The sequence below is a fragment of the Pseudomonas sp. B2021 genome (assembly GCF_018135665.1).
GTDB classification, from domain to species: domain Bacteria; phylum Pseudomonadota; class Gammaproteobacteria; order Pseudomonadales; family Pseudomonadaceae; genus Aquipseudomonas; species Aquipseudomonas lactis.
Map to the genome: position 1 here is coordinate 4019490 of NZ_SMOF01000001.1, position 22983 is coordinate 4042472.

The following is a 22983-nucleotide window of genomic DNA, read 5'->3' on the forward strand; positions in this document are numbered from 1 at the left end:
TTTGCAAAGTGAGCCGCCGTCAGGGCGGAACCCTAAGTGGCCGTTACCTAAATAACGGATATGTACGCGCTCTGATCCAACATCCCAGTTGACTGTCAGGCCGTCTTCGCAGGCAAGCCAGCTCCCACATGGATCGCATTCCAATCCTGCATCGCTCTACAATGCCCCTATTCATCCCCGGGGGCTTCATGGACATCGAACTGGCACGCACCTTCCTCGAAATCACCCGCTGCGGCAGCCTGGCCGCAGCGGCCGAGAAACTGCACGTCACCCAGACCGCCATCACCGCCCGGGTGAAAAACCTGGAGAACCAGCTGGGCTGCACCCTGTTCGTGCGCAACCGTGCCGGTGCGCGGCTGACCGCCGACGGCGAGGCCTTCGTGGTGTATGCCAACCAGTTGCTGCAAACCTGGGAAGCGGCGCGCCGCGACCTGCCATTGCCAGACGGCTATCGCAACGTGCTGCATATCGGCGGTGAAGTCAGCCTGTGCAACCCGTTGATGCTCGGCTGGGCCAAGGCGCTGCGCGAACACATCCCAGGCCATGCACTGCGCACCGAAGTGCGTGAGGGCGAGTACCTGCTGCGCCAACTAGAGCTGGGTGTGCTCGACGCCGCCCTGGTGTTCCAGCCGCAATACTGGCCGGGCTTGCAGGTGGAGCAGGTGCTGGAAGAAAAGCTGATTCTGGTGCAACTGGCGAGCAAACCCGAGCCTTACGTGTATATCGACTGGGGCCAGGGTTTTCGCCAGCAGCACGACGCCGCCCTGCCCGACCGTGCGCGCGCCGCGGTGAGTTTTAACCTGGGACCGCTGGCATTGCAGTACATATTGGAGAATGGCGGTGCTGGCTACTTCCGCACACGGGTGGTGCAGAGCTACCTGGACAGCGGCGTGATGCAGCGCGTGCCCAAGGCGCCGGAATTCAGCTTCCCGACCTACCTGGTGTATTCACGGGCGCGGGATTCGGCGGTGTTGCAACAGGCTTTGGAGCTGCTACGTACAGTGGTGAAGGCCGAAGGCGACTGGTCGCAACGCTGGGACCCGCTGATTTGAATCACTCTACGCCTGCGCACATGCTAGCCTGCTGGTGTTTCCCCTCGCAGCCTTACCGATGAACAAGAAAAAGTCCGTCACCATCAGCGACATTGCCAAACGGGTCGGCATGACCACCATTACGGTGTCCCGGGCCTTGAGCAAACCCGACCTGGTCAAACCCGCCACCCTGGCGCGCATTCTGGAAGTGGCACGCGAGCTGGACTACGTGCCCAACGCCTTCGCCCGTGGGCTAAAGCGCAGTGAAAGCCTGATCATCGGGGTCATCACCGCTTCGGTGGACAACCCGTTCTACAGCGAGATGATCAAGGCGATTTCCCGCGAGGCGAAAAAGCACGGCTACACCATCATGCTGGTGGACACCGATGAGCTGGAGGAATTGGAAAGCAAGGCGGTGGATACCCTGCTGGGGTATCGCGTGGCGGGGATCATCCTCTCGCCGGTCTCCGATGAACCGAGCTACCAACCCGACTATCTGGAGCGCCTGAGCAACGGCAAGACCCCGGTGGTGCTGCTCGATCGCACCATCCACGACAGCCCGTTCAGCCGTGTGGTGCTCGACAACTACCACAGCGGCTTGCAAGCCGCGCACTACCTGTTACGCCAAACGCCCAACCTCAAGCGCCTGCTGGTGCTGACCGGCCCCGAGCACTCGCGCATCAGCGTGGAGCGCCTCAAAGGCCTGCGGGAAGTGCTGGCCGAACACCCCGACATTCAGGTCGAGGTGCAGGCGGGTGACTACACGCTGATGCCGGCTTACCTGCATACCCTCGACTACCTGGCCGCACACTCGGCGCCGGACGCGATCATGGGTTTCAACCAGTTGATCACCCTGGGCGCCCTGCGCGCGTTACGCATGCACAACATTGCCCATGACAGCCTGACCATCTGCGGCATCGACCGCCTGCCCTTCGCCGATATCTTTGGCGTGCCCATCGCCTGCGTGGCCCATGACGCGTCCCTGGCCGGCAGCAGTGCGGTGCGCCTGCTGCTCGACCGCCTGCAAGACCCGTACAAGCCACGGGATAAAGTGGTCATCGCCGGGCAGCTGGAAAACGGCTAGCGGCTGGTGTAGCCGCCGTCCACCGGCAGGCTGACGCCACTGATCATGCTCGCCGCGTCGCTGAGCAGGAACAGCACCGGCAGCGCCACTTCCGCCGGTTGCGCAAAACGCCCCAACGGAATCGCAGCCAGCGCCGGGTCGCGCTTGGCCGGGTCGGACCAGGCCATGGTTGCCATCGGCGTCAAGGTCACGGTGGGGTTGACGCTGTTGACGCGTATGCCAAAACGGCCCCACTCGGCGCATTGCACACGGGTGATTGCATCCAGCGCGGCCTTGGAAGCGCAGTAGCTCAGGTGATCGTCCAGCGCCACCAACGACGCCTGGCTGGAGACGTTGACGATGCTGCCCGCCATGTTCGCCTCAATCATCTTCGCCGCGACCCGGCTGGCCACTTGCGCAGCGGCGCGGGCGTTGACGTTCATCACCTGATCGAAGGCGCTGGCGCTGATAGCGGCGGCGGGTTCCAGGCGTGAAATCCCGGCGCAATTGACCAGGCCGTGCAGGAGCGGCAAAGCTTGCAGGGCTTTGTCGAGGGTGATGTTGTCAGCGATGTCCACGCACAAGGTGTGGCAACTCAATGCCGCCAAGGCTTGGGCGTCGCGACCGAGGGCGAAGACTTCGGCGCCGCTGGCGATCAGTTGCTGGGCAATTTCGCGACCGATGCCGCTGCTGGCACCGGTGACGAGGATGCGCCGGTGAGAGAAGTCGAAGGTAGTGGTCATAAATAAAGATCTCAAAACCAATGAAGATCCACTGTGGGAGCTGGCTTGCCTGCGATAGCGGAGTATCAGTCTCCTTATCGGGTGCTGATACACCGCTATCGCAGGCAAGCCAGCTCCCACATTTCTGGACCGTGTTGAATCAGGTGGTTTGCAGGTTGTGCATGATCGGTTTCAGAGCCGGGTACAGCTTCAGGTACTCGGCAAACGCCCGGTCATAGGTCATGACATTCTCCCGCTTGGGCTGCGCCCGCAGTTGCAACTGCACCCAGCCGGTGTCCATCTGCCCATCACTCACCAGCCCCACGGTATGCGCCGCCAGCAACGCCGCGCCCAAGGCCGCTTCTACCTCCTGGACGATGGTGTACACCGGGTAGCGTGTGACATCGGCGATGATCTGCATCCAAAGGTCCGAATGGCTCGCCCCGCCCACCACAATCAGGCGTGGGTCCAGGGAGTGCGCGCCTTGAGTACCCGCTTCGATATTGTGGCGCAGGGCAAAACTCACGCCCTCCAGCACCGCGCGGTACAGGTGAAAGCGGCTGTGGTAGAGGTTGAGCCCGACAAAACTGCCGCTAGCGCGGTCATCCCATACCGGGCTGCGCTCGCCCATCAGGTAAGGCAAAAACACCACGCCTTCGCTGCCGGCCGGAATATTCATCGCGCTCTGCTCCAACAGTGCCAGGCTGTCTTGCCCCGTGGCCTGGGCCTGCTGTTCTTCGGCCTGGCAGAACTGCTCGCGAAACCAGCTGACCGAGGCCCCGGCGGTGATCGCACCGCCGAAGATGTACAGGTCGTGGTGGCCGTTGTAGACATGGGGCATGCTCACCAAACCATGGCGCGCATCCACCTGCTGGTTCAGGTAGCCCCAGCACATGCTGGTGCCGATCATCGCCACATGATTGCCTGGCTGAGTGACACCCGCCGCCAGGGTCGCCATGGCCGCGTCCACGCCCCCAGCGAGGATCTGCGTGCCCGCCTGCAAACCCAGGCGGGCGGCCCAGTCTGCAAGCAAACCACCCACCACCTCGCCGGAATACAGCAACCGCTCGGGCATCATCGACTGCGCGATACCCAGCGCCTCCAGCATCTCGCCTGACCAGTTGCGCGCCGCCACGTCGTAGACACCACCGATATTCCCGGCGCTGCTGTGGTCCACCGCCAACTCGCCGGTCAGGCACCAGTTGATGTAGCTGTTGGGCGGTAACAGGTAGCGGGTATCCGCCCACACCTGCGGTTGGTGCTGCTTGAGCCAGAGCATTTTGGTGAAGCCGTAGTAGCTGTCTACCGAGTTGCCGGTGATGGCGAACAAGCGCTCCAGGTCCACGTGCTCGCGCACCCAGGCCACCTGCTCGCCGGCGCGGCGGTCCATCCAGATCAGGCACGGGTGCAGCGGCGTCATCTGCGCATCCACGGCAATGCCCGAACCACCGTACAAACTGCTGATGCACAGCGCCTTGACCTGCGGCGCCGGCACCCCGGCCTTGGCCATGCACTGGGCCACGCAGGTTTGGACGGCATCCAGCCACACCTGCGGCCACTGCTCGGCCCAGCGCACTTTCGGGGTGTCCACCCGGTAGCCGTGGCTGTGCTGGGCGATGATCGTGCCCTGGGCATCCACGAGCAGCGCCTTGGTGCTTTGGGTGCCAATGTCTACACCGATGACGTAGTCCATCTCAGAGCACCGGCTTCAACAGCACCTTGATCGACTTGGTCGAATTGGCCAGTTCAAACGCCTCGGCCCAGTCGTCCAGCGGGAAATCATGGGTGACGATACCTTGGGAAGTGACCAAGCCACGCTCGAACAGGTCGATGGCGATCGGGTAGCAATACGGGCCCAGGTGCGCGCCGCGCACGTCCAGCTCCTTACGGTCGCCGATGATCGACCAGTCCACGCTGGTCTCGGCGCCAAACACGCTGAACTCGACAAAGCGCCCGAGCTTGCGGATCAGGTCCAGGCCCTGGGTGACGCCGGCCGGGACGCCGGTGGTTTCGATGTAGACGTCGCAGCCGTAATTCTCCGTAAGGCCGTTGATGATCTCGCGGGCGTTGTCACGGGCGGGGTTGATCACCACATCGGCGCCGAACTTTTTCGCCAGTTCCAGGCGCTCGTCGACCATGTCGATCACCACCAGTTTTTTCGGGGTCTTCAGGGCGGCTACCTGGACCATGCACAGGCCCAGCGTGCCCGCACCGGCAATCACCACCACGTCGTCGAGCTGGATATCGCCACGGTTGACGGTATGGATCGAGCAGGCCATCGGCTCCACCAGCGCCGAGTCTTCAAGGGACACCGATTCGGGGATCTTGTGCACGATGGCGGTCTTGGGAATACGCATGTACTGGGCCATGCCGCCTTCGGCCACTTCGCGCTGGAAGCCGAAGATGTTGTGCACTTCGCACATCCAGTATTTGCCTGATTTGCAGAAGCGGCACTTGCCACACGGCACGATCTGTTCGGCGATGACCTTGTCACCGACCTTGACCTCAAAGTGCTCCTCGGCGCCCTCGCCGGCTTCGACCACGTAGCCGAAAAATTCGTGGCCCGGTACTACCGGCGCCTTGACCCAGGGGTTGTCGCCGCCCCAGAACATCGCCGCGCCCGAGTGGCACTTGCAGTCACTGGCGCAGATGCCGCAGGCGGCGATACGGATCACCAGCTCATTGGCACGCGCCTGGGGTTTGCCGATGCGCTCCAGGCGGTAGTCTTTCGGGCCGTGGCAGACGACGGCTTGCATGTGAGTGTGCTTGTCCATGTGTTCGGTCCTGTGTAGTGAGGTATTAACGATGGCGCTGACGGCTGATAAAAATCGCCAGCAAAATGATCCCGCCCTTGATTACGCTCTGCACGTAGGGCGACACGCCAAGCATGTTCAAACCGTTGTTCAACACGCCCAGCAGCATGGCGCCGAGCAAAGTGCCGATGATCACTCCGCGGCCGCCGGCAATCGACGCGCCACCCAGCACCACGGCGGCAATCGCATCGAGTTCGAACGACACACCGGCATTCGGCTGGCCGCTCATCAAGCGCGAGGTAAGCACCAGCCCGGCAATCGCGGCGGTGAAGCCGCTGATGCCATACACCAGCAGCTTGAAACGCGCCGCTCGCACCCCGGACAAGCGCACCGCTTCTTCATTGCCGCCGATGGCGTAGATGTAGCGGCCAATGCGGGTGTGTTGCAGCAGCACATAGGCCGACAGGTAGGTGATCAGCATGATCAGGATCGGCACCTGCAGGCCAAACACACTGGCGCGACCGAAGAACGCGAACCACTCTGGCAAGCCGGAAATCGGGTAGCCGTCGGTGTACATCAGCCCGAACCCGCGCGCGATGCCCATGGTCGCCAGGGTGACGATGATCGGCGGCATGTGCAGGTACGCCACGAACAGCCCGTTGCCGATGCCGAAGGCCACGCCAACCAGCAGCCCGACGCCAATCGCCAGGCCCGGCGGCAACCCGGCGACCATCAGCCCGGCAGTCAAGGTGCCGGACAACGCCATCACCGGCCCCACCGACAAGTCGATGCCGCCAGTGAGAATCACGCAGGTCATGCCTACCGCGATGATCGCGTTGATCGACACCTGGCGGGCGATGTTGGAGAGGTTGCTGGCGGTGAGGAAGGTGTCGCTGGCGAGGATCATCACCAGGGTCACCACCACCAGCCCGACAAAGGGATAAAACGCGGGCGAGCGCAGCAGCCGCGCCAGGTTCAGGCGCAACCGGCCGGTGCCGGCGGTGTTAATGGACGTATTCACTTGAGCCCCCTGTTGCATGGCGCATGACCTCTTGAGGATTGACGGCGGACGCTTCCAGTACCTTGACGATGGCGCCCTTGTGGAACACGGCGACGCGGTCGCACATGCCGATGACTTCGGGCAGCTCGGAGGAAATCATGATGATCGCGTAGCCCTGTTCGGTGAGGCTGCGCATCAACGCGTAGATCTGCGCCTTGGCCCCCACGTCGATGCCGCGTGTGGGTTCGTCGAACACCAGTACGTCGCAGTGGTGGTTGATCCAGCGGGCGATCACGACTTTTTGCTGGTTGCCGCCGCTGAGGTTCACCACAAGGCTTTCGCCACTGGGTGCCTTGATCGACAGCTGGCGCATCAGCGCTTCGACGCTGGCGCACTCGCGGGCCTTGTCGATCAGGCCCGAGGCGTTCTGATACTTGGGCAAATTGTTCAGCGAGATATTTTCGCGAATGCTGAAGGCGGTGATCAGCCCTTCGCTCTTGCGACTTTCGGGGAGCAGGCCGATGCCGTGGGCCAGGGCTTGGGCCGGGTCATCGAGGCTGACTTTTTGCCCGCGCAGCCACACGTCTTTGCTCACCGTGGGCAACGCGCCCATCATGCCCAGGGCCAGCTCGGTGCGGCCCGAACCCACCAGGCCGGCGAAGCCCAGGATCTCGCCTTTGTGCACATTGAAACGGTTGTGGGGGCCGTTGCGCACCAGTTGGATGTCCTTGACTTCCAGCAGCAACGGGCCGCGTTCGCCGCTGGGTTTGGGCGGAAAACTGCATTCCAGGCGGCGGCCGACCATCATCTCGACCAGGCGGTCGATGTCGCTGTCGGCCACCTCGGTGACGCCTGCATTGCCGCCGTCGCGCAGCACGCTGATACGGTCGCAGACCTGGAAAATCTCTTCCAGGTGGTGCGAGATAAAAATCACCGCCACGCCCTGGCGCTTGAGTTCGCGCATGATGTCAAACAGCAACTCGGCCTCACTGGGGGTCAGCGTCGCGGTCGGCTCATCGAGCACCAGCAGGCGTGCGTCCAGGGCCAGGGCCTTGGCGATTTCGACAAACTGCTGCTCGGCCACGCTCAGGTGCTTGACCGCGCAGTGCAGGTCAATGCTGACCCCCAGGCGCTTGAACAACGCCTGGGAGGTCTCGGCCATTTCGCGTTTGCGCAACAGGCCGAAGCGGTTGCTCAGCTCATGGCCGAGAAAGATATTTTCTACCGCCGTGAGGTAGGGAATCAGGCTGAATTCCTGGAACACAATGCCAATCCCGGCGGCAATCGCATCCCGATAGGTCGCAAATGTTCGAGCCTGCCCGTCGATAAGGATCTGCCCTTCGTCCTGATGCTCGACACCGCCCAGAATCTTCATCAGGGTGGATTTGCCCGCGCCATTTTCCCCGAGCAAGGCGTGGATTTCGCCACGCTCCACTTGCAGGTTGATGGCCTTGAGGGCCTGCACCCCAGGGTAACGCTTACAGATGTTTTCCAGCTTCAGAAGACTGCTCATACCGCCGACCTCGCACTCAGAAGGAAGACCTGGGCCCCACGCATTGCGTGGGGCCTGGGGGGTTTACCAGCTGAAGTCCTTGGCCTTGGCCTGGTCGATCAGGGTGATGTCCACCGGCACGCTGGCCGGTACTTGGGCGCCCCACTTCTTGGCCAGGGCGATGCCCAGGGCGAGGCGGATCTGGTCGCGCGGGTACTGGGCCGAGGTGGCGATGAAATGGCTGCCGGGTTTCTGGATCGCCTTGATCGCTTCCGGCGCGCCGTCGACGCTGACCAGCTTCACGTCCATCCCGCTGGCTTCGATGGCCGAGAGTGCGCCAAGGGAGCCATTGTCATTCACGCTGAAAATGCCCTTGAGGGTGGGCTGGGCCTGCAACATGTTTTCGGTGACAGTCAGGGCCTGGTCACGCTCCTGCTTGCCGTTCTGGATGCTGACAATCTTGATATCCGGGTGCTTGGCCACCGCCTCTTTACAGCCGCGCACACGTTCGAGGATCGGCACCACGGCGATGCCGTCAAGGATGGCGATATTGCCTTTGTCACCGATGGTTTTAGCCAGGTATTCACAGGCCTGGAAACCGGCGTCGAAGTTCTTCGAGCCGACGAACGAATCCAGCGGGCCATCTGCCTGGGCATCCACCGCCACCACTACGACGCCGGCAGCATGGGCCGACTTGACGGCCGATTGCACGCCGACGGAGTCAGTGGGGTTGATCAACAGGATGTCGATGCCCTTTTGCAGCATGTCTTCGACATCACTGACCTGCTTGGACACGTCGTGGCGGGCGTCGGTGATGATCAGCTTGGCACCGATGGTGGCGCCGGCTTCTTCCAGGGCGTTTTTCATGGTGACGAAATAGGGGTTGTTGATTTCCTGGAACGAGGCGCCGATGCGGATGGGCTTGGCAGCGTCGGCAAACGCGGGGGTCGCGCTGCCCAGGGTGATGCTGGCAGCCAGTAAACACAGGGTTTTGGGGAGCATTTTCATGGCATGGGTCTCTGTTTTGTTTTTATTTTTAGAGCAAATGTTATCGTTAACATTTTGTCAGAAACTAACAAGTAAATCTGACCTGTGCAAGCCTCCACTGGTCGGCAGTGATCAAAATGTGGGAGCTGGCTTGCCCTCCTGTTGTAGGAGCGAGCTTGCTCGCGAAAAACTCACTGGCGCCGCGTTTATTCAGAAGCCCGCGTTATCGTTGACATTTTTCGCGAGCAAGCTCGCTCCTACAGGGGGCAAGGGTTGCCAGTAAAAACTCGCACATCCGCCTAAGCCAACTAAGCTCAGCCTCAAATAAAAACACAGCGAGCAGCCGGCCATGCCCCACCCGACCGAGACTTTCCGCGACCGTTACCGCGCAAGCGTCAGCCCGCGTTACAACCCCTGGCTGCATGCCGCATTCGTGCTTGGCTACGGCATCGCCTGCATCACGCTGGCCTGGTCGTCCACTGCCGATATCACCGCCCTGCAGTGGCTGGCCGTGCCTCTGACCCTGCTGTTCTTCAACCTGTGCATCTACCTTGTGCACCGCCATCTGGGCCACCACAAACATGCGTTCGCACGGCTGTTCTACGCACGCCACACTGGCGACCACCACAGCTTCTTCACCCCTGATCACATGACTTACGACAGCCCCCGGGACTGGCGCGTCATCCTGTTTCCAGCCTGGCTGATCTTGCTGCACAGCCTGGCCATCACCCTCCCCGCCTGGTGGCTGCTCAGCCAACTGAGCCCCAACGTTGCCGGGTTGTTTGCCGGCTGCATGATCCTCGGTTACCTGCTCTACGAAGTGTTTCATGCCTGCGAACACCTGCCTGCCGAACACCCGGTGGCGCGCCTGCCGTGGATTCGCCAGATGCACCGCCTGCATGCCTTGCATCACCGTCGTGAGCTGATGCAGGGGCGTAACTTCAACATCGTGCTGCCGTTGATGGACTATTTGTTTGGCACTTTGCATTGGGAACCCACGGTAAAAAAAAGGGGCAGTCCAACTGGACTGCCCCCCGCTTCACACACATAGATCAATCAGCGCACGATGGTCTGGCTGCAGATGTGGCCGAGGCTGACGTATTGGACGTTATTGCCACCCACGCCCACACCTGGGAACTCCCTGAGCTCAATGCGCCAGCCGCCCTCATTGAACCAGGTTTCCCAGTTGTAGGTCTGGCCCGAGCCGCTGTCCGGGTACCGCACTTTGTAGTCCCCAGAGCAGGTGCCCAGGGCGACATTCCCCGAGGCTGCACCGGTGATGCCGGTCTTGGCCTCATAGTCGACCCAGTTGTAAGTGGCGCCAAAATGCTTGTCGACCCGTAGTACAGGGGTGACGCCGCGCAGGGGCTCGCCCGTGCTGTCTGACCACTGGGTGCTCCAGCTCAGATTGCGGGCCGCCTGGGTGGCCAGTTGGAAGATCGAGCTGGGGATGCGCACCACGTTATCGCCGTTCACATTGTGCTGGTTCAGGCGTGGCGCCGAGCCGAGGGTCAGCTTGTATTGAGCCTGGGGGTTCAATGCTACCGCCGGGTTGGCCCGCACACGCACCTTGACCGTGTAGCCTGGCGTCAGGTTGGGATAGGTGGAGGTAGAGCCCTGCGGGACTTCCACCCACTGGGTGCCATCGAACCGTTCGAAGATCCACTGGTTACGCGTACCCGCACCGTCATCGCCCAGGAACATGCCCACACCTTGGCCACGCAACGAGACGAAGGAGAAGTAATCCACGTCATTGACGCTGTCGAGGTTACCGGTCACCTGGTTCAAGGCATCCGGCAGCGCGAACGCGGTTTGCTCAGTGTCGTTAGGCTCGTAGGCATCCACATTGCTGTCCACCGCCACACCAAAACTGAACTGCGAGTTGCTCGCGACATTGGCCACCATGAACCAGTAGTAGTCACCGGCTGGCAACACGCCGTTGAGGTATTCATCGGCACTGCCGGGGTTATCCGAGGTGCCCAACGGCGTCAGGTTGCCTTGGCCGTCGTCATGGAACAGCGTCAACGACATATCCGTGCCGGCACTCTGGTTCAGCAGCTGTACCTGGATTCGTGCGTTTTTCGGCAGGTTGAAGTGGTAAGCGATTTGCGCGCCGGTCTCCACACCGGTGAGGGTGTAAAGAGTATTGATATCCAGGGTGGGAAACAACGGCGTGAAGGCTGCAACCGCGGCCTGTTTCATGTGCGCCGAGTCAGGTTTTTCCAGCTGGCCAACCGGGGAGTCAATCGCCACATTACCGACGGCCGCCTTGCTTTTTTTGACGACGTTGGACTGCCCGGCCTTGGCGGCATTGAGCTTTTGCTTGAGCTCGCCCGAGACGCTGGCCTTTTCCAGCGTACCGCCAGGTTTCAACGCTTTGTCCACGGCCTGCTTGACCGCCTGCGCGCTGAGTTTTGCCGGGGTTTGCTCGGCCAGGGCAAAGGCCGAAACGAAGCAAGAGGCCGCCATGGCCGCGCCCAGAATGAAGGCTTTTTTCGATTTCATTTTTTATCCATCCATAGTTAAAAAATTGAAGCTCAGGTAACCGGTGACATCCGGTCACCTGGGATGGACTGTAGGACAAGACTGTATGTATGTACAGTATTTTTTTAACAATGTGAGCCTGAAATTCAGGCTCAAGAAGCGAAAGTACCTCTAAAGCCAGGTGCACCAATAGCCCCAACTGATCGCCCAAATTATCGCGAGCCGATAGGGCCATACAGCCCAACGCTTGAGCGCTGGCGGAATGACGGCTAGCTCTGCCTCGGTCATGTAACCTTCTTTCACGGAGCGTTCTGGCGCGCGGAGGATATCAATCATGAGACACATGCGATGGAACCTGACGAACCGCTGGTTTCGTCCCCAGCGTTGCTGATAGTTACGCACCTGCACGTTTTCAATGAAGTAACCTTCCAACGCCTCGAGTTTTGTTCGTTCGACAAAGAGCACTAATCCCAAAATGACGAACGCTCCAACCACCATCACCAGGGTGTAAGCGAGAAAAAACGACATTAACATGCCCTTTTGGTGAAAAAATCGAATCACTCTTGATCTATAACGCCCCGTAATGACCGCCTCCAGGTTCGCGCACCGCTACCAATTGCCAATTCAAGAGGTGTTTTTCGCGAGTGAGGCCTAGTTTCATGGAATTGGGATATCGCACCATCTGCGCCAAACCTCCCACACAATGATTTCGATGATACAAACATCCGCGAGGCGATACGGCCACAAGGCCCAGCGCTTAAGCGTCAAGGGGACAGACGCCAGCTCGGCTTCGGTCACAAGGCCTGCCTTCAGAAAAGCTTTCGGACCTGACAGGATGTCGATCATCAGGCTCATGCGATGATATCTATCGATCGGATCATATCCTTCCCTGAAACGCTTATGCCTAAGAACCTTCTCGTTCTCACTGAAGTAACTTTCCAGTTCATCCAGCTTTGCGTATTCAGCAAACACTATCAGTACGAACACGACAAACACCCAAGCGAACATCACAATGCTATATACAAAAAAAGGGACATCGTTATGTTCCCTCGGGTTGGAATATCAGATCGCCGTCGACTTCCAATATTCTTCCCCCCAAAAACCCACCAAACTCACCAAAAAAAGCGCCTCCCGTCGCCCCGCCCATAGCCCCTCCAATAATTCCGCAAGCCAGTTCACCGTTGCCTTTCAGTGAAACACCCAATGCAATCCGGCATGCACTGCGAGCAATAGTTGCGCCACGCTTGCCCAAAACAGCAGCCCCAAATACTCCACCCAGCAACCTCCCCGTCTCCACATACTTCGCCCGCCGACACTGCACCTCCCTTCCCACCACACACGCCTCCTTGATTTCCAAACCCGCCACGCCTACATCCAACGCCAACCCAAGATATGTTCCTTGCTTTAACCATTTCGACATTTGCGTAATCGTTCGAACCCGCTGCGTGTACCCCGCAATCTCGCCTTGATGCAGATAGCTTTTGGTCGAGATCCCGAGCGCTCCCTTCAGCGGTTGATTGCCACGCAACCCCGAGCCAAATCGTGCAGCCCCTTGCAGTTGCATATCCAAAACGCCAAACATCCTTTGACGCTGTCGTATAAACGACTATTTGTCCAAACCACCGTCCTTCAATTGGCGATGCAGTTGCTCGATTTCCATCAAAGTCTGTGCAACCGCCTGCAGGTGCCGGCTCCAAGCCGACGTCGCACTGCCGATGCCTATCGAGCCATACCCCAGAATGCTCTGCGCCAGGTCATAGTTTTTGTTTCCAGCTCTATCGAGGGGCGCAACCTGGTCCAGTTGATGAGTAATCTCTTCAGCGTGGCGCATCAACCAGGCTTCTTCGATAGAACAATTGACGCTGGACGCCTCTGGAACAATCACCAACTCACCCGGCCTCACCAATCCATGGCTCAGGTGCCGATTCAGCACATCGAAATGATCTCGGCCTTGCAACAAGCCTCCGCGTCATAGACGTGATTTCAAAAACGGGTAAGGTGCAGCCTGTTGATTGATGTAGCCGTACGCCATGTCCTGGATTCCGATACCGAGAGAGATGGCATCGAAATATATGCAAGCACCCACAGCCCGGACACAAGCAGGCGGGGGTCAAAAAGTACGTTTGGGAAGTTGCCTACACAGCAAAAGATGAACGCCTACAGAAAGCGTCCCTAATACCCCGTCATCTCCAAATACCCCACCCCACCCTCAAACCGCACCGGCCCTTCCCAATATGGAATGCCCAGGTCCATCCACGCTTTGGGGTTGACGGCTTCGGTGGTGATATCCAGCTGTTTGCCGGGAATTTTCAGCGACCAACGTGTGGGAATGTTGCGCCCGTCGATGGCCGTGGTGGTCAGCGGTGTGAGTTGGATATCGCTGTTGTGCAAGGTCTCGGTGTGGCCCTGGGCGTCGATCCAGGTGCCGGTGAGGTAACCGTCACTGTCTTTCTGCCGCACGCGAAACAGCATCAGTTGCGCGCCGCGGTCCAGGTGCAGGGAGAACCAGTCCCAGCCGGTCTGGCTGGCGGCCAGGGGTTGGCTGCTCCACTCGCGGTCGAGCCAGGCTGGGCCGCTGACCTGGTAGGTGTGGCCGTCGAGGCTGACGCTGCCGCTGGCGGTGAAAAACGGCTGGCTGTAGTAGTACGACGCCTGGCCTTGGTCGGATTTGCGGCTGTAGCCATGGTCGCCTTGCAGCACCAGCGGGCGGCTGGAGGTCAGGTGCAGGTCGTAGGCAAATTGTGCGCCACTGGCCTTGAGTTGCATGTCGGCCAGGGGGCTGGAAGCACCAGGGCGGGTGGCGAAGGTCCAGTCGTCGATCCAGGCGTTGAACGGCTCTGCCTGAGCCCCAGCCTGGCCGACGCCACCCCGGGCCAAGCGTTCGGCGGCGTAGTGGCGGGTGGCTGAGGTGACGGCGGCGTGGCCGAGCCACACGGTTGAATCGCGCCAGCCCGGTTCAACAGGGCCGGCCTTCAACGCATTGCGAAACAGCGTCCATTGCACGCCGAAGACATTGCCCTGGGCATCCTTGAGGTTGGCAGTGACGTACCACCATTCGATGCGAAAGCCGTCATGGGGCCCGTGGTCCTCGGGAAAGCTGAAGACTTTGCCGGGCACCACCTGGGCAAAGTCCGCCGCATCGCTGCCCAGCCCGGCGAAACTGTCCTCGGGTGCGGGCGCCTGGTCGCACCCGCTCAGCAGTAACCAGGCGATGCACGCCAATGCCTTAGTCTTCATGGGCGAACGTCCTCAACAAATCCGCCGGGCGGCTGCGGTACAGCTGCCAGAGGGGCCAGGCCGACGCAAGCAAGGTGGCGAGCATCGCCAGCCCCAGCAATTGCGCAAGCTGGCCGGGGAAGACTTGCAGCGGCAGGCGCCAGCCGAAGGCCTGCACGTTGATCACCGCATCCAGGCACCACGCCAGCAACAGCCCCAGCGGCAACGCCAGGATCAACGTGAGCACCGCCAGCAGCCAGGTCTGGCCGAGGTTGAGCAGCATCAATTGTCGGCGCGTCACGCCCAGCGCCCACAACGGCGCGAGTTGGCCCAGGCGGCTTTGGCTCTGGGTCAACAGACTGATGAACAACGCCACACCAGCGACGCCAAGGGTCAGGCTGTTCAACGCCGCGGTGGCGGCGAAGGTGCGTTCGAAGACCTGGCTGGACCAGCCCTTGAGTTGCTGTTGATCGACGATGCGGCTGTCTTCCAGGGCGAACTCCCGCTGCACTTCACGAATCAGCGGCGGCACATCGGCAGGCGCCACGCGCAGGTTGAAGCGTGCCGGTGAGAGCGTCGGCCAATGCGCCAACAGGTGCTGGGCATTGACCAGCAGATGGCCCTTGGGGTTGCCGTAGTCGGCGTAGATGCCGACGATCTTCGGCGCCCAGGTACCCTGCGGTGTGGGGATGGAAACCGTGTCGCCCAGTTGCACCTTCAGGCGTCGCGCCAGTTGTTCGCTGAGCATCAGGCTGTCGTCTTGCAGCAGGCGGTCCCAGGGCGCATCCGCCGCTTCCAGCAACGGCCAGTGTTGACGATAAGTGGGGTTGTCGACCACGCCGAACACCTCCGCGGGCCAGCCTTGCAGTTGCACCGACACCTGCCAGGCGGGCAATACGGCCTGCACCAGGGGCTGGCGGCTCAACCATGCATTGAGTTGCTCGGCCTGCTGCGGATTTTGCGGGTTGAGGTACAGCTCGGCGGTGAGGCGCTGCTCCAGCCAATGGGTGAAGGTCTGGCGAAAGCCCGAGGTCATGGAACCGGCGCCGATATTCGCCGCCAGGGCCAACAGCAACGCCATCAACGCCAGGCTCAAGGCCGGCAGTTGCTGGCGGCAATCGGCCAGGAACCACTGGCCCAGCACCGAGCGACCGCGCCCCAGCACCGCTTTCAATAAACCGTTTAGCAGCACCGGTAACGCCAACGCCGCGCCCAACAGCAAGGCCGCCATCAGCACAAAACCGGCGGCCAGGCTATCGCCCAGCCACAGTGCCAGCAATGCGATCAGCAAGGCGGCGGATGCCACCCAGCCCTGGCGCCGTAACCAGCGCCCATGGGCTTGATGCCAGGCCTGGGCGTTGGCCAGCGCCAGTAACGGCAAACGCGCCGCGCGCCACAGGCTGCTGGCCCCGGCGAGCAGTGCGCCCAGCAGGCTCACGCCCAAACCAGCGAGCCACCACCAGGGGCTCAAGTTCAATTGGCCGGCGACTTCGGCGCCGTACAGGCCGCGCAAACTGGCGGCGACATCCGGCAGCAGCAGGCTGGCCAGCAGGTAGCCGCTGGCGATACCGAGTACACCGCTCAACACAGCCAAAGCGCCCAATTCGAGGCCCAGGCTCAGGATCAACAGGCGTGCGCTGACTCCACAGGCGCGCAAGGTTCGCAGCAGGCCACGGCGCTGTTCCAGGGCCAGGCCGATGGCCGCATGCACGATAAACAGCCCCACCACAAAGGATAAAAAACCCACTGCATCCAAGTTCAGGTGAAAGCTTTCAGTGAGACGTGACAGGTTGTTGTCCTCGCCCTGCTTGAGTTGCAACGCGGCGGGTGGCGTGGGGTGGCGCGCGGCGAAGGTGTTGTCCACCAGTAAGCGCGACAGGCGCCCAGGCATGTTGAGCAGGGGTTGGGCAAAACTGATATCGGTCAGCAGCAGGCCGGGCGCCATATCGGCCTGTACTTGCAACGGTGGCAGGCGCTGCCCGGTGGACGTCAGCGGCTGCTCGCCCGCCTGCAACCCCAGCGCCTCTAACGTTTGCGCAGCGACCCAGGTACGCCCTGGCGGCTCGAAAAACGCCAGCATCTGCGCCTGGCTCAAGCGTTGCCCTGCCACGCTGCCGCTGCCGGGCAACGACACCGGGTCGATACCCATCAGTTGCAGGCGCTGCTGCTCGTGGCCTTGAAGCTCAACCCGGCCCTGCACCACCGGGGAGACCGGCCAGCCGGCGCGGCGCAGCTCGGCAAACAGTGCTTGGGGGAAACTGGCGGCGTCCGGCGCTACCAGGCTGGCTTGAGGTTCGCCACCGATCAATTGGCTGGCGCGTGCGTAGCTGTCCCGCGCCTGGCTGTTGAGGGCCTGCACGCCGGTCAGTAGCGCGGTGGCCAGCCACAGGCCGGTGAGCACGCTGAAAAATTGCACCGGATGGCGCCGCCAGTGGCTCAGCAATGCGCGTAGCGTCCAGTAAAACAGCGCCATCTCAGCGAGCGTCCATCGGCACGACACGGCCACGGTGCAGCATCACTTGCCGGTCAAGCCGTGCGGCCAGGCGCGGGCTGTGGGTGACCATCAACAGGCTGGTGGGGCTGTCACGCAGCAGGTCCAACAACAGTTGCAGCACTTCATCGCTGGTGGCTTCGTCGAGGTTGCCGGTGGGTTCGTCAGCCAGCAACAAACCCGGTCGCGAGGCCAACGCCCGCCCGACGGCAACCCGTTGCTGCTGGCCACCGGAGAGTTGCTCCGGGTAACGCCGTAGCAAGTCGCCCAGCCCCAGGCGCTCCACCAATTGCGCTTGCCAGTGGGGGTCGAAACGTCCGGCCAGCCGCGCCTGGAACGCCAGGTTGTCTTCCACGCGCAAGCTGCCGATCAGGTTGAACTGCTGGAAGACCAGGCCGATTTGCGTGCGGCGCCAATGGGCCAGTTGCCCTTCGTTGAGTTGGTCGAGGCGCTGCTCGCCGATGCGGATGCTGCCGCCGTCCACTCGGTCCAGCCCAGCCACCAGGTGCAGCAAGGTGCTTTTGCCGCTGCCCGATTCACCCATCAGCGCCAGGCTGCTGCGCTCGCCCAGGTGCAGGTCGACGCCGGCCAGGACGGCCAGCGGGCCTTGCGGGGTCGCGTAGTTTTTTACAACACCTTGCACCTGCAACATAAGAACGCTCATCTGAAGGACCCGCAATGAGAATAACGGCTGATGCTCCTGCCCACGCAAATTTTTCACATGGATTTCACCGCCCGACCATCCACCGCACTTTAAAGTGCCCGCCAACTCGTGGTAACCCGCAACTTTCTTAGTTAACCAAAGTGACACTCTTAACATGCAAGTGTTCAGCAAAAAGACAGCAGTGCTGTGACAGTCTCCTGCCTCACTAAGGGCAACTGCCCAGCCGTGCAGCCTTTTTATAAACACAATAAACAGTGCCGAGGATGAACCGCGTGGCAGACATGATCCTGGCCAACCCCCAACCCAAAAGGTCAAGGTTAAAACGCCTGAGAAAATACCGCCTGCACTTGCTTGGCATCAGCGTTACCGCCTTGCTGTTGGCGGGCTTTTTAATGTGGCCCAGCTCGCCCCTGGACCTGGGCGTAGGCAATCGCCTGCTGACCTCCGGGGTGCTCGCCAGCTGGCGAGAGGGTGAACTGGTGGTGCTGGTGCGCCATGAAGAGCGTTGCGACCGCTCGGCCAACCCCTGCTTCGGCCCCGCTGATGGCCTGACCATCAACGGCACTGAACGCGCCGTCGAACTGGGCAAAGCCTTTGATTCACTGGGCATGGCCCTGACCGACGTGCTCAGCAGCCCCACCACGCGAACCGCCCAGACGTCACTGTTCATGTTCGGCAAGACCGAGCTGTCCCCCGGCCCGCTGGCCATCTGCGGCGACGCCATGGGCGATGAGATCCTCGGCCACAAACAGCCGGGACGCAACCTGATGCTGATCACCCACAGCGCCTGCATGAGCGACTTCCAGACCAGCCTGGGCTTCCCCCACGCAGCCGCCGCCGAGTACGGCAGCGCACTGTTCGTCAAGGTGCTGCCCAACGGCACCTTCAAGGCCATGGGCACCATGAACAGCGAAGAGTGGACCGCCGCACTCAAACAACTTTAATTACACTTGTTTACATATTAAGCCACGACGTGTTCAGCAAAACGACAGCCCTGTTCTGGCATGTTTAGTCGCGCCTGTTAGTTATGTTTTCCTACAACTACTTAGTGACCCTTACGATGCTTCACCCTATTAAGTTAATACCGCCATTGCCCGTACTTGAACGTTATGGAGCGATGTGCGCATGCCCCGCGTAAACCCTCTGGCCTGGCTATTGCTGGGCGTTGCCGTGTTCATCTTGCTGCCCCTGGGCTTTCACGGTTTATGGACGCCAGACGAAACCCGCTACGCCCAGGTCAGCCAGGAAATGCTGATGAGCGGCAACTGGGTGGCGCCTCACTTCATGGGCGTGCGTTATTTCGAGAAGCCCGCGGCCGGCTATTGGTTCATCGCCCTTGGCCAGGCGGTGTTCGGTGAAAACCTGTTCGGTGTGCGCATCGCCTCGGTCCTGAGCACAGGCCTGAGCGTGGTACTGGCCTACCTGCTCGCCCGGCGCGTGTGGAACGACCCGCGCAAGAGCTTTGCCTGCGCCCTGCTCTACATGAGCTTTGGCCTGGTGGCCGGGCAAGCCGGGTATGCCAACCTCGACCCGCAATTCACCCTGTGGGTGAACCTGAGCCTGGTGGCGTTGTGGTTTGCCCTGGACTGCCGCACGCCACGGGAACGCCTGGGTGCCTGGGCAGTGTTGGGGGTGGCCTGCGCCATGGGGTTCATGACCAAGGGTTTTCTGGCCTGGCTGCTGCCGGTTTTGATCGCCGTGCCCTACCTCGTCTGGCAGCGGCGCGTCGGCGAGTTGATGCGCTACGGGCCGTTGGCGGTGCTGGTCGCCGTGCTGGTATGCCTGCCCTGGGCCCTGGCCATCCACCTGCGCGAACCGGATTACTGGCATTTCTTTTTCTGGCATGAGCACATCCGCCGCTTTGCCGCCGACAACGCACAGCATGCGCGGCCAGTTTGGTTCTTCCTGCCGATCATGGTGGTGGCGTGCCTGCCGTGGGCCGCCTTGCTACCCGGCACCCTGCTCAAGACCTGGCAGGAAAAGCGCCAGCCGGCGATTACCTTTCTCGCCCTGTGGTTGCTATTGCCCCTGGGCTTTTTCAGCCTGAGCAAAGGCAAGTTGCCGACCTACATCATGCCGTGCCTGTTGCCCCTGGCCTTGTTAATGGGCCACGGCTTGATCGACCTGATCAAGCAAGGCAAGGCGCGCCCACTGGTCATCAACGGCGCGCTCAATTTCGTCCTTGGCCTGACGGCCATGGTGGCGCTGATTTACCTGCAAATCACCCGCCCGCTGTACGGCAATAGCCACGCAGAGATGTTCAACCTGTCGCTGACGTTTATCGTGCTGTTGGGCTGGATCCTCGCCAACCTGCTGCAAGCGGTGCGCCCGTTGACGTTGTGGGCGATGCCCGCCCTGGGCATTGGCTTGCTGGTGGCCCTGCTACCGGCGGGCATGCCGGCCCTGATCGAAGATAACGAAATGCCCGACCAATTCGTGCAGGAGCATCTGGCCGAACTGCAACCTGTCCGTGCTTTGCTGAGCAATGACCTGGGCCTGGCATCGGCCTTGACCTGGCGCCTGCGCCGGCCCGATGTGGCGTTTTATAACACCCAGGGCGAGCTGCGCTATGGCTTGAACTACCAAGACGCGGCACAGCGCAAAGTCACGCCGGACAGCGTCCAGGCCTGGTTGGCCGAGGCCCGCCAGCAGGGTTCGGTCGGCGTGCTGATGCAGGTCAAGAGCACCAGCGAACACCGCGAAGAAGGGCAATTGCCTCCCGGTGGAAAACGTTATCGCAAGGGCGACCTGGTGCTGACGATTTACCCCCAACACCCTTGAATGCAGCGCCTGCCACAGGGAACATCCCATGAGTTTTTGGAAAACCGAACGCGGCGCCCTGGTGTTACTGCTGGGCACCTCGGCCTTGCTGCTCTTGCTGGGCCTGGGCAGCCGCGACCTGTGGGGGCCGGAAACGCGCTGGGCGAATATCGCCTTGCAGATGCTGCAAAGCGGTGATTACTTCGACCCGTATCTCAAAGGCACGCCGTATTACGACAAACCCCTGCCCTCCTATTGGCTGATCACCGGGTTTGCCCACCTGCTGGGCGGCCTCGGCCCCTGGTCGCTGCGCCTGTCATCGGTGCTTGCCGCGTGGTTGAGCATCTGGCTGGTGTACCTGATCGGTGAACGCCTGTTTCGCAAAGGCACCGGGCTGATCGCCGGGTGGATGCTCGCCACCACCTTCTATTTCCTGTTCTGGGCCCGCGTGGCCACCGCCGATGTACTGACTGTGTGCGGCGTGCTGGCAGCGGTGTGGTGGTATTGGCGCGGGCCGGATGACACACGGCTGGGGCGCTACACGGTGTTTTTCCTGTTGCTGGCCGCCACCTCACTGTTCAAGGGCTTGATCGGTGTGGTGCTGCCGGGCCTGGTGCTGTTGCCACACCTGCTCAGCGAACACCGCTACAAACACCACCTCAACCTGCGCATGGTGCTGGCCCTGCTCATCGCAGGCATCGTGTACGCAATTCCCTTTGTGCTGTCCCACCGCTACGGCGCCCCCACTTACGGCGAGAGCGGCCTGGAACTGGTGTTCCGGGAAAACGTGGTGCGCTTCTTCGACCCCTTCGACCATATGGGACCGATCTACACTTACCTGATCTACCTGCCGGCCTACACCCTGCCCTGGGCACCCTGCTGGTTACTCGGCCTGTGGCTGGCCGTGCGCAACTGGCGCAAGGCGCCGCCCAACGTACGCTGGCTGGTGTGGGGCCTGGGCCTTTTATTTGTCTTCTTCACCGCCAGCGGCAGCCGCCGCAGCTACTACGTGTTGCCGCTGGTGCCCTTTGCCCAACTGCTCGGCGCCTGGTGGCTGAGCGAGCGCCTGCACAAAAAACCTTCGAGCTGCCCGCGCTGGCAAACAGGCTTTGGCTTGAGCGCAGGCCTGCTCTTGCTGGTGCTGGGCGTGATCTACCCCTGGACCAACGGCAACGGCGGCGTCACCCGCTTCGCCACCGATCTGCAAGCCCAGGCTGAGAAAAGTGCGCCCTGGAATCAATGGCAACTGGTGCTGGTAGAGGTCGACAACAAGCTGCCCATGTACCTGCAAAACCACGGCAAGCCCTTCTATTACGTGAGCGAAGCCCAGGACTTCCCGCGCCAAGGCGACAGCGCCGCGTTCATGGCCTGGCTGGAAAAAACCAGCGGCCAAGGGTTTGATCCGCAACGTACGATAATCGTCGCGCAGTATTCCAAGGAAGAGCCGACGCCGTTGGCGTTTCTGGCGGTGGATCATCAAGTGGTGACGACGCAACCGGATAATGGGGAGCGGTTGTTCAAGGCGCGTGAGGGTGGGAGTGTGGCGTTTGTTCCAGGGACGCGCTGAGGCACTCTGCTTGCTGGCCTTTTGTCATGGTTTGTAAAGGGCCAGCAAGCCGTGTCCCTTTAAATTGCAGGACGTTTCCGAGACAATCCCCGCCGCCTTGTGCCGGTTGGAATCGGTGGCTAGTCTGCGGTCCATCACTGCTCATCAGTGATCGGGTTTAGTCGCTCGGGTTTCATATGGCGCATGGTTCCATGATGTTTCATGGTGGCTGTGCGTATGGGCGCCTTCGGGCGCGCCGGTTTGCCATGTGGCCGGTCGACTAACCTGCGTACAGCCGCCACCCATTCGTTTAGTCGCGAGGGGTGTCAGCTCCAAACCATGTGGAGTTACACCATGAATAAAGTCCTACCCGATTCACCCCTCGATCCTGCAAAAGACCGTGCCGCGTTCAACCGCGCCATCGACCATTACCTGCCCAGCCAGGGTTTCCACAACGTCAACGACGACCTGAGTTTTGAAGATGCTTTGCTCTACACCGCCAGCCTGCTCGACAGCGCTTCGGCAACGGCGCTCGATTGCGGCGAGCTGCTGGATAACCCAGGGCGGGCGAAGATTCTGGCGGTGTGGCATTTGTTGGAGATTGCCAAGACCACGGTAGATCGCTCTATTGAGTGCGTGAAGCCTTTGAAGCCAACAACTTAAAATGTAAAAGCGGGCTTGGCCCCATTTTGTAGGAGCGAGCTTGCTCGCGAAAAACTCACAGGCGCGGCGTTTATTCAGGAGGCACGCGTTACCGTTGGGGTTCTGCGCGAG

The 22983-nt window shown here is 61.2% G+C and carries 19 protein-coding genes and 1 pseudogene; 7 read left to right on the forward strand and 13 right to left on the reverse strand.

Annotation, left to right across the window (positions count from 1 at the left end; all coding sequences use genetic code 11):
* Positions 1-188: 188 nt before the first annotated feature.
* Positions 189-1052: a LysR family transcriptional regulator gene (locus E1K68_RS17880; protein ID WP_003192349.1), complete on the forward strand. Its 864-nt coding sequence runs from the start codon at positions 189-191 to the stop codon at positions 1050-1052.
* Positions 1053-1110: 58 nt separating this feature from the next.
* A complete protein-coding gene (locus E1K68_RS17885) occupies positions 1111-2115 on the forward strand; it encodes a LacI family DNA-binding transcriptional regulator (RefSeq protein ID WP_003192351.1) in 1005 nt (334 codons plus the stop codon).
* On the opposite strand, the gene E1K68_RS17890 is transcribed toward E1K68_RS17885, so the two are convergent.
* From E1K68_RS17890 to E1K68_RS17915, 6 genes are all read right to left on the reverse strand, one after another.
* Positions 2112-2837, reverse strand: coding sequence for an SDR family oxidoreductase (locus E1K68_RS17890; protein ID WP_212614491.1), 726 nt, complete (start codon positions 2835-2837; stop codon positions 2112-2114). The two genes, E1K68_RS17885 and E1K68_RS17890, sit on opposite strands and share 4 nt — an antisense overlap.
* 139 nt (positions 2838-2976) lie before the next feature.
* Positions 2977-4509 carry an FGGY-family carbohydrate kinase gene (locus tag E1K68_RS17895; protein WP_169856146.1) on the reverse strand — a complete coding sequence of 511 codons (1533 nt, stop codon included), beginning with the start codon at positions 4507-4509 and terminating at the stop codon, positions 2977-2979.
* A gap of 1 nt (position 4510) precedes the next feature.
* Positions 4511-5590 carry an erythritol/L-threitol dehydrogenase gene (locus E1K68_RS17900; RefSeq protein ID WP_003192355.1) on the reverse strand — a complete coding sequence of 360 codons (1080 nt, stop codon included), beginning with the start codon at positions 5588-5590 and terminating at the stop codon, positions 4511-4513.
* Positions 5591-5615: 25 nt separating this feature from the next.
* Positions 5616-6608: a ribose ABC transporter permease gene (locus E1K68_RS17905; RefSeq protein ID WP_212614492.1), complete on the reverse strand. Its 993-nt coding sequence runs from the start codon at positions 6606-6608 to the stop codon at positions 5616-5618.
* Positions 6574-8082, reverse strand: coding sequence for a sugar ABC transporter ATP-binding protein (locus E1K68_RS17910; protein ID WP_212614493.1), 1509 nt, complete (start codon positions 8080-8082; stop codon positions 6574-6576). The genes E1K68_RS17905 and E1K68_RS17910 overlap by 35 nt, the downstream gene beginning before the upstream one ends.
* Positions 8083-8145: 63 nt before the next feature.
* Entirely contained in the window at positions 8146-9069 is a 924-nt protein-coding gene (locus E1K68_RS17915) for a substrate-binding domain-containing protein (RefSeq protein WP_014719049.1), read from the reverse strand.
* 328 nt (positions 9070-9397) lie between these two features.
* Here E1K68_RS17915 and E1K68_RS17920 point away from each other — a divergent pair, with 328 nt between their 5' ends.
* Complete coding sequence (locus E1K68_RS17920; protein ID WP_169856140.1) at positions 9398-10099, forward strand: sterol desaturase family protein; 702 nt, start codon at positions 9398-9400, stop codon at positions 10097-10099.
* Positions 10100-10104: 5 nt separating this feature from the next.
* Here E1K68_RS17920 and E1K68_RS17925 read toward each other — a convergent pair whose 3' ends face one another.
* The 7 genes and pseudogenes from E1K68_RS17925 to E1K68_RS17955 all read right to left on the reverse strand — a co-directional run bounded on the left by E1K68_RS17925 (position 10105) and on the right by E1K68_RS17955 (position 17891).
* Positions 10105-11553, reverse strand: coding sequence for a hypothetical protein (locus E1K68_RS17925; RefSeq protein ID WP_003192361.1), 1449 nt, complete (start codon positions 11551-11553; stop codon positions 10105-10107).
* A 150-nt stretch (positions 11554-11703) separates the two neighbouring features.
* Positions 11704-12060 (reverse strand): hypothetical protein, encoded by a 357-nt coding sequence (locus E1K68_RS17930; RefSeq protein WP_032901102.1) that lies wholly within the window; start codon positions 12058-12060, stop codon positions 11704-11706.
* Positions 12061-12189: 129 nt separating this feature from the next.
* Positions 12190-12540, reverse strand: a complete 351-nt coding sequence (locus E1K68_RS17935) for a hypothetical protein (RefSeq protein WP_120248877.1) — start codon at positions 12538-12540, stop codon at positions 12190-12192.
* Positions 12541-12571: 31 nt separating this feature from the next.
* Positions 12572-13564 (reverse strand): annotated as a pseudogene (locus tag E1K68_RS17940) (hypothetical protein).
* A gap of 140 nt (positions 13565-13704) precedes the next feature.
* Entirely contained in the window at positions 13705-14769 is a 1065-nt protein-coding gene (locus E1K68_RS17945) for a lipocalin-like domain-containing protein (protein ID WP_212614494.1), read from the reverse strand.
* Positions 14759-17221 (reverse strand): FtsX-like permease family protein, encoded by a 2463-nt coding sequence (locus E1K68_RS17950; protein WP_003192367.1) that lies wholly within the window; start codon positions 17219-17221, stop codon positions 14759-14761. Before E1K68_RS17950 ends, E1K68_RS17945 begins: the two co-directional genes overlap by 11 nt.
* A 1-nt stretch (position 17222) precedes the next feature.
* On the reverse strand, positions 17223-17891 hold the full coding sequence (locus E1K68_RS17955; protein ID WP_003192369.1) for an ABC transporter ATP-binding protein: 669 nt from the start codon (positions 17889-17891) through the stop codon (positions 17223-17225).
* A 275-nt stretch (positions 17892-18166) separates the two neighbouring features.
* Between E1K68_RS17955 and E1K68_RS17960 the strand changes: the two genes are divergently transcribed.
* The 4 genes from E1K68_RS17960 to E1K68_RS17975 all read left to right on the forward strand — a co-directional run bounded on the left by E1K68_RS17960 (position 18167) and on the right by E1K68_RS17975 (position 22872).
* Positions 18167-18847: a histidine phosphatase family protein gene (locus tag E1K68_RS17960; protein WP_003192371.1), complete on the forward strand. Its 681-nt coding sequence runs from the start codon at positions 18167-18169 to the stop codon at positions 18845-18847.
* 181 nt (positions 18848-19028) lie between these two features.
* On the forward strand, positions 19029-20684 hold the full coding sequence (gene arnT / locus E1K68_RS17965) for a lipid IV(A) 4-amino-4-deoxy-L-arabinosyltransferase (RefSeq protein ID WP_094775460.1): 1656 nt from the start codon (positions 19029-19031) through the stop codon (positions 20682-20684).
* 28 nt (positions 20685-20712) lie between these two features.
* A complete protein-coding gene (locus E1K68_RS17970) occupies positions 20713-22230 on the forward strand; it encodes a glycosyltransferase family 39 protein (protein WP_212614495.1) in 1518 nt (505 codons plus the stop codon).
* A gap of 333 nt (positions 22231-22563) precedes the next feature.
* Entirely contained in the window at positions 22564-22872 is a 309-nt protein-coding gene (locus tag E1K68_RS17975) for a hypothetical protein (protein ID WP_003192377.1), read from the forward strand.
* The last annotated feature ends 111 nt before the right edge of the window (positions 22873-22983 follow it).

Excerpts from the sequence above, each read along its gene's own strand:
- E1K68_RS17880 (WP_003192349.1), top strand. The coding sequence starts at position 189 with ATGGACATCGAACTGGCACGCACCTTCCTCGAAATCACCCGCTGCGGC.
- E1K68_RS17885 (WP_003192351.1), top strand. The coding sequence starts at position 1,111 with ATGAACAAGAAAAAGTCCGTCACCATCAGCGACATTGCCAAACGGGTC.
- E1K68_RS17890 (WP_212614491.1), bottom strand. The coding sequence starts at position 2,837 with ATGACCACTACCTTCGACTTCTCTCACCGGCGCATCCTCGTCACCGGT.
- E1K68_RS17895 (WP_169856146.1), bottom strand. The coding sequence starts at position 4,509 with ATGGACTACGTCATCGGTGTAGACATTGGCACCCAAAGCACCAAGGCG.
- E1K68_RS17900 (WP_003192355.1), bottom strand. The coding sequence starts at position 5,590 with ATGGACAAGCACACTCACATGCAAGCCGTCGTCTGCCACGGCCCGAAA.
- E1K68_RS17905 (WP_212614492.1), bottom strand. The coding sequence starts at position 6,608 with ATGCAACAGGGGGCTCAAGTGAATACGTCCATTAACACCGCCGGCACC.
- E1K68_RS17910 (WP_212614493.1), bottom strand. The coding sequence starts at position 8,082 with ATGAGCAGTCTTCTGAAGCTGGAAAACATCTGTAAGCGTTACCCTGGG.
- E1K68_RS17915 (WP_014719049.1), bottom strand. The coding sequence starts at position 9,069 with ATGAAAATGCTCCCCAAAACCCTGTGTTTACTGGCTGCCAGCATCACC.
- E1K68_RS17920 (WP_169856140.1), top strand. The coding sequence starts at position 9,398 with ATGCCCCACCCGACCGAGACTTTCCGCGACCGTTACCGCGCAAGCGTC.
- E1K68_RS17925 (WP_003192361.1), bottom strand. The coding sequence starts at position 11,553 with ATGAAATCGAAAAAAGCCTTCATTCTGGGCGCGGCCATGGCGGCCTCT.
- E1K68_RS17930 (WP_032901102.1), bottom strand. The coding sequence starts at position 12,060 with ATGTCGTTTTTTCTCGCTTACACCCTGGTGATGGTGGTTGGAGCGTTC.
- E1K68_RS17935 (WP_120248877.1), bottom strand. The coding sequence starts at position 12,540 with ATGTTCGCTTGGGTGTTTGTCGTGTTCGTACTGATAGTGTTTGCTGAA.
- E1K68_RS17945 (WP_212614494.1), bottom strand. The coding sequence starts at position 14,769 with ATGAAGACTAAGGCATTGGCGTGCATCGCCTGGTTACTGCTGAGCGGG.
- E1K68_RS17950 (WP_003192367.1), bottom strand. The coding sequence starts at position 17,221 with ATGGCGCTGTTTTACTGGACGCTACGCGCATTGCTGAGCCACTGGCGG.
- E1K68_RS17955 (WP_003192369.1), bottom strand. The coding sequence starts at position 17,891 with ATGTTGCAGGTGCAAGGTGTTGTAAAAAACTACGCGACCCCGCAAGGC.
- E1K68_RS17960 (WP_003192371.1), top strand. The coding sequence starts at position 18,167 with ATGAACCGCGTGGCAGACATGATCCTGGCCAACCCCCAACCCAAAAGG.
- arnT (WP_094775460.1), top strand. The coding sequence starts at position 19,029 with ATGCCCCGCGTAAACCCTCTGGCCTGGCTATTGCTGGGCGTTGCCGTG.
- E1K68_RS17970 (WP_212614495.1), top strand. The coding sequence starts at position 20,713 with ATGAGTTTTTGGAAAACCGAACGCGGCGCCCTGGTGTTACTGCTGGGC.
- E1K68_RS17975 (WP_003192377.1), top strand. The coding sequence starts at position 22,564 with ATGAATAAAGTCCTACCCGATTCACCCCTCGATCCTGCAAAAGACCGT.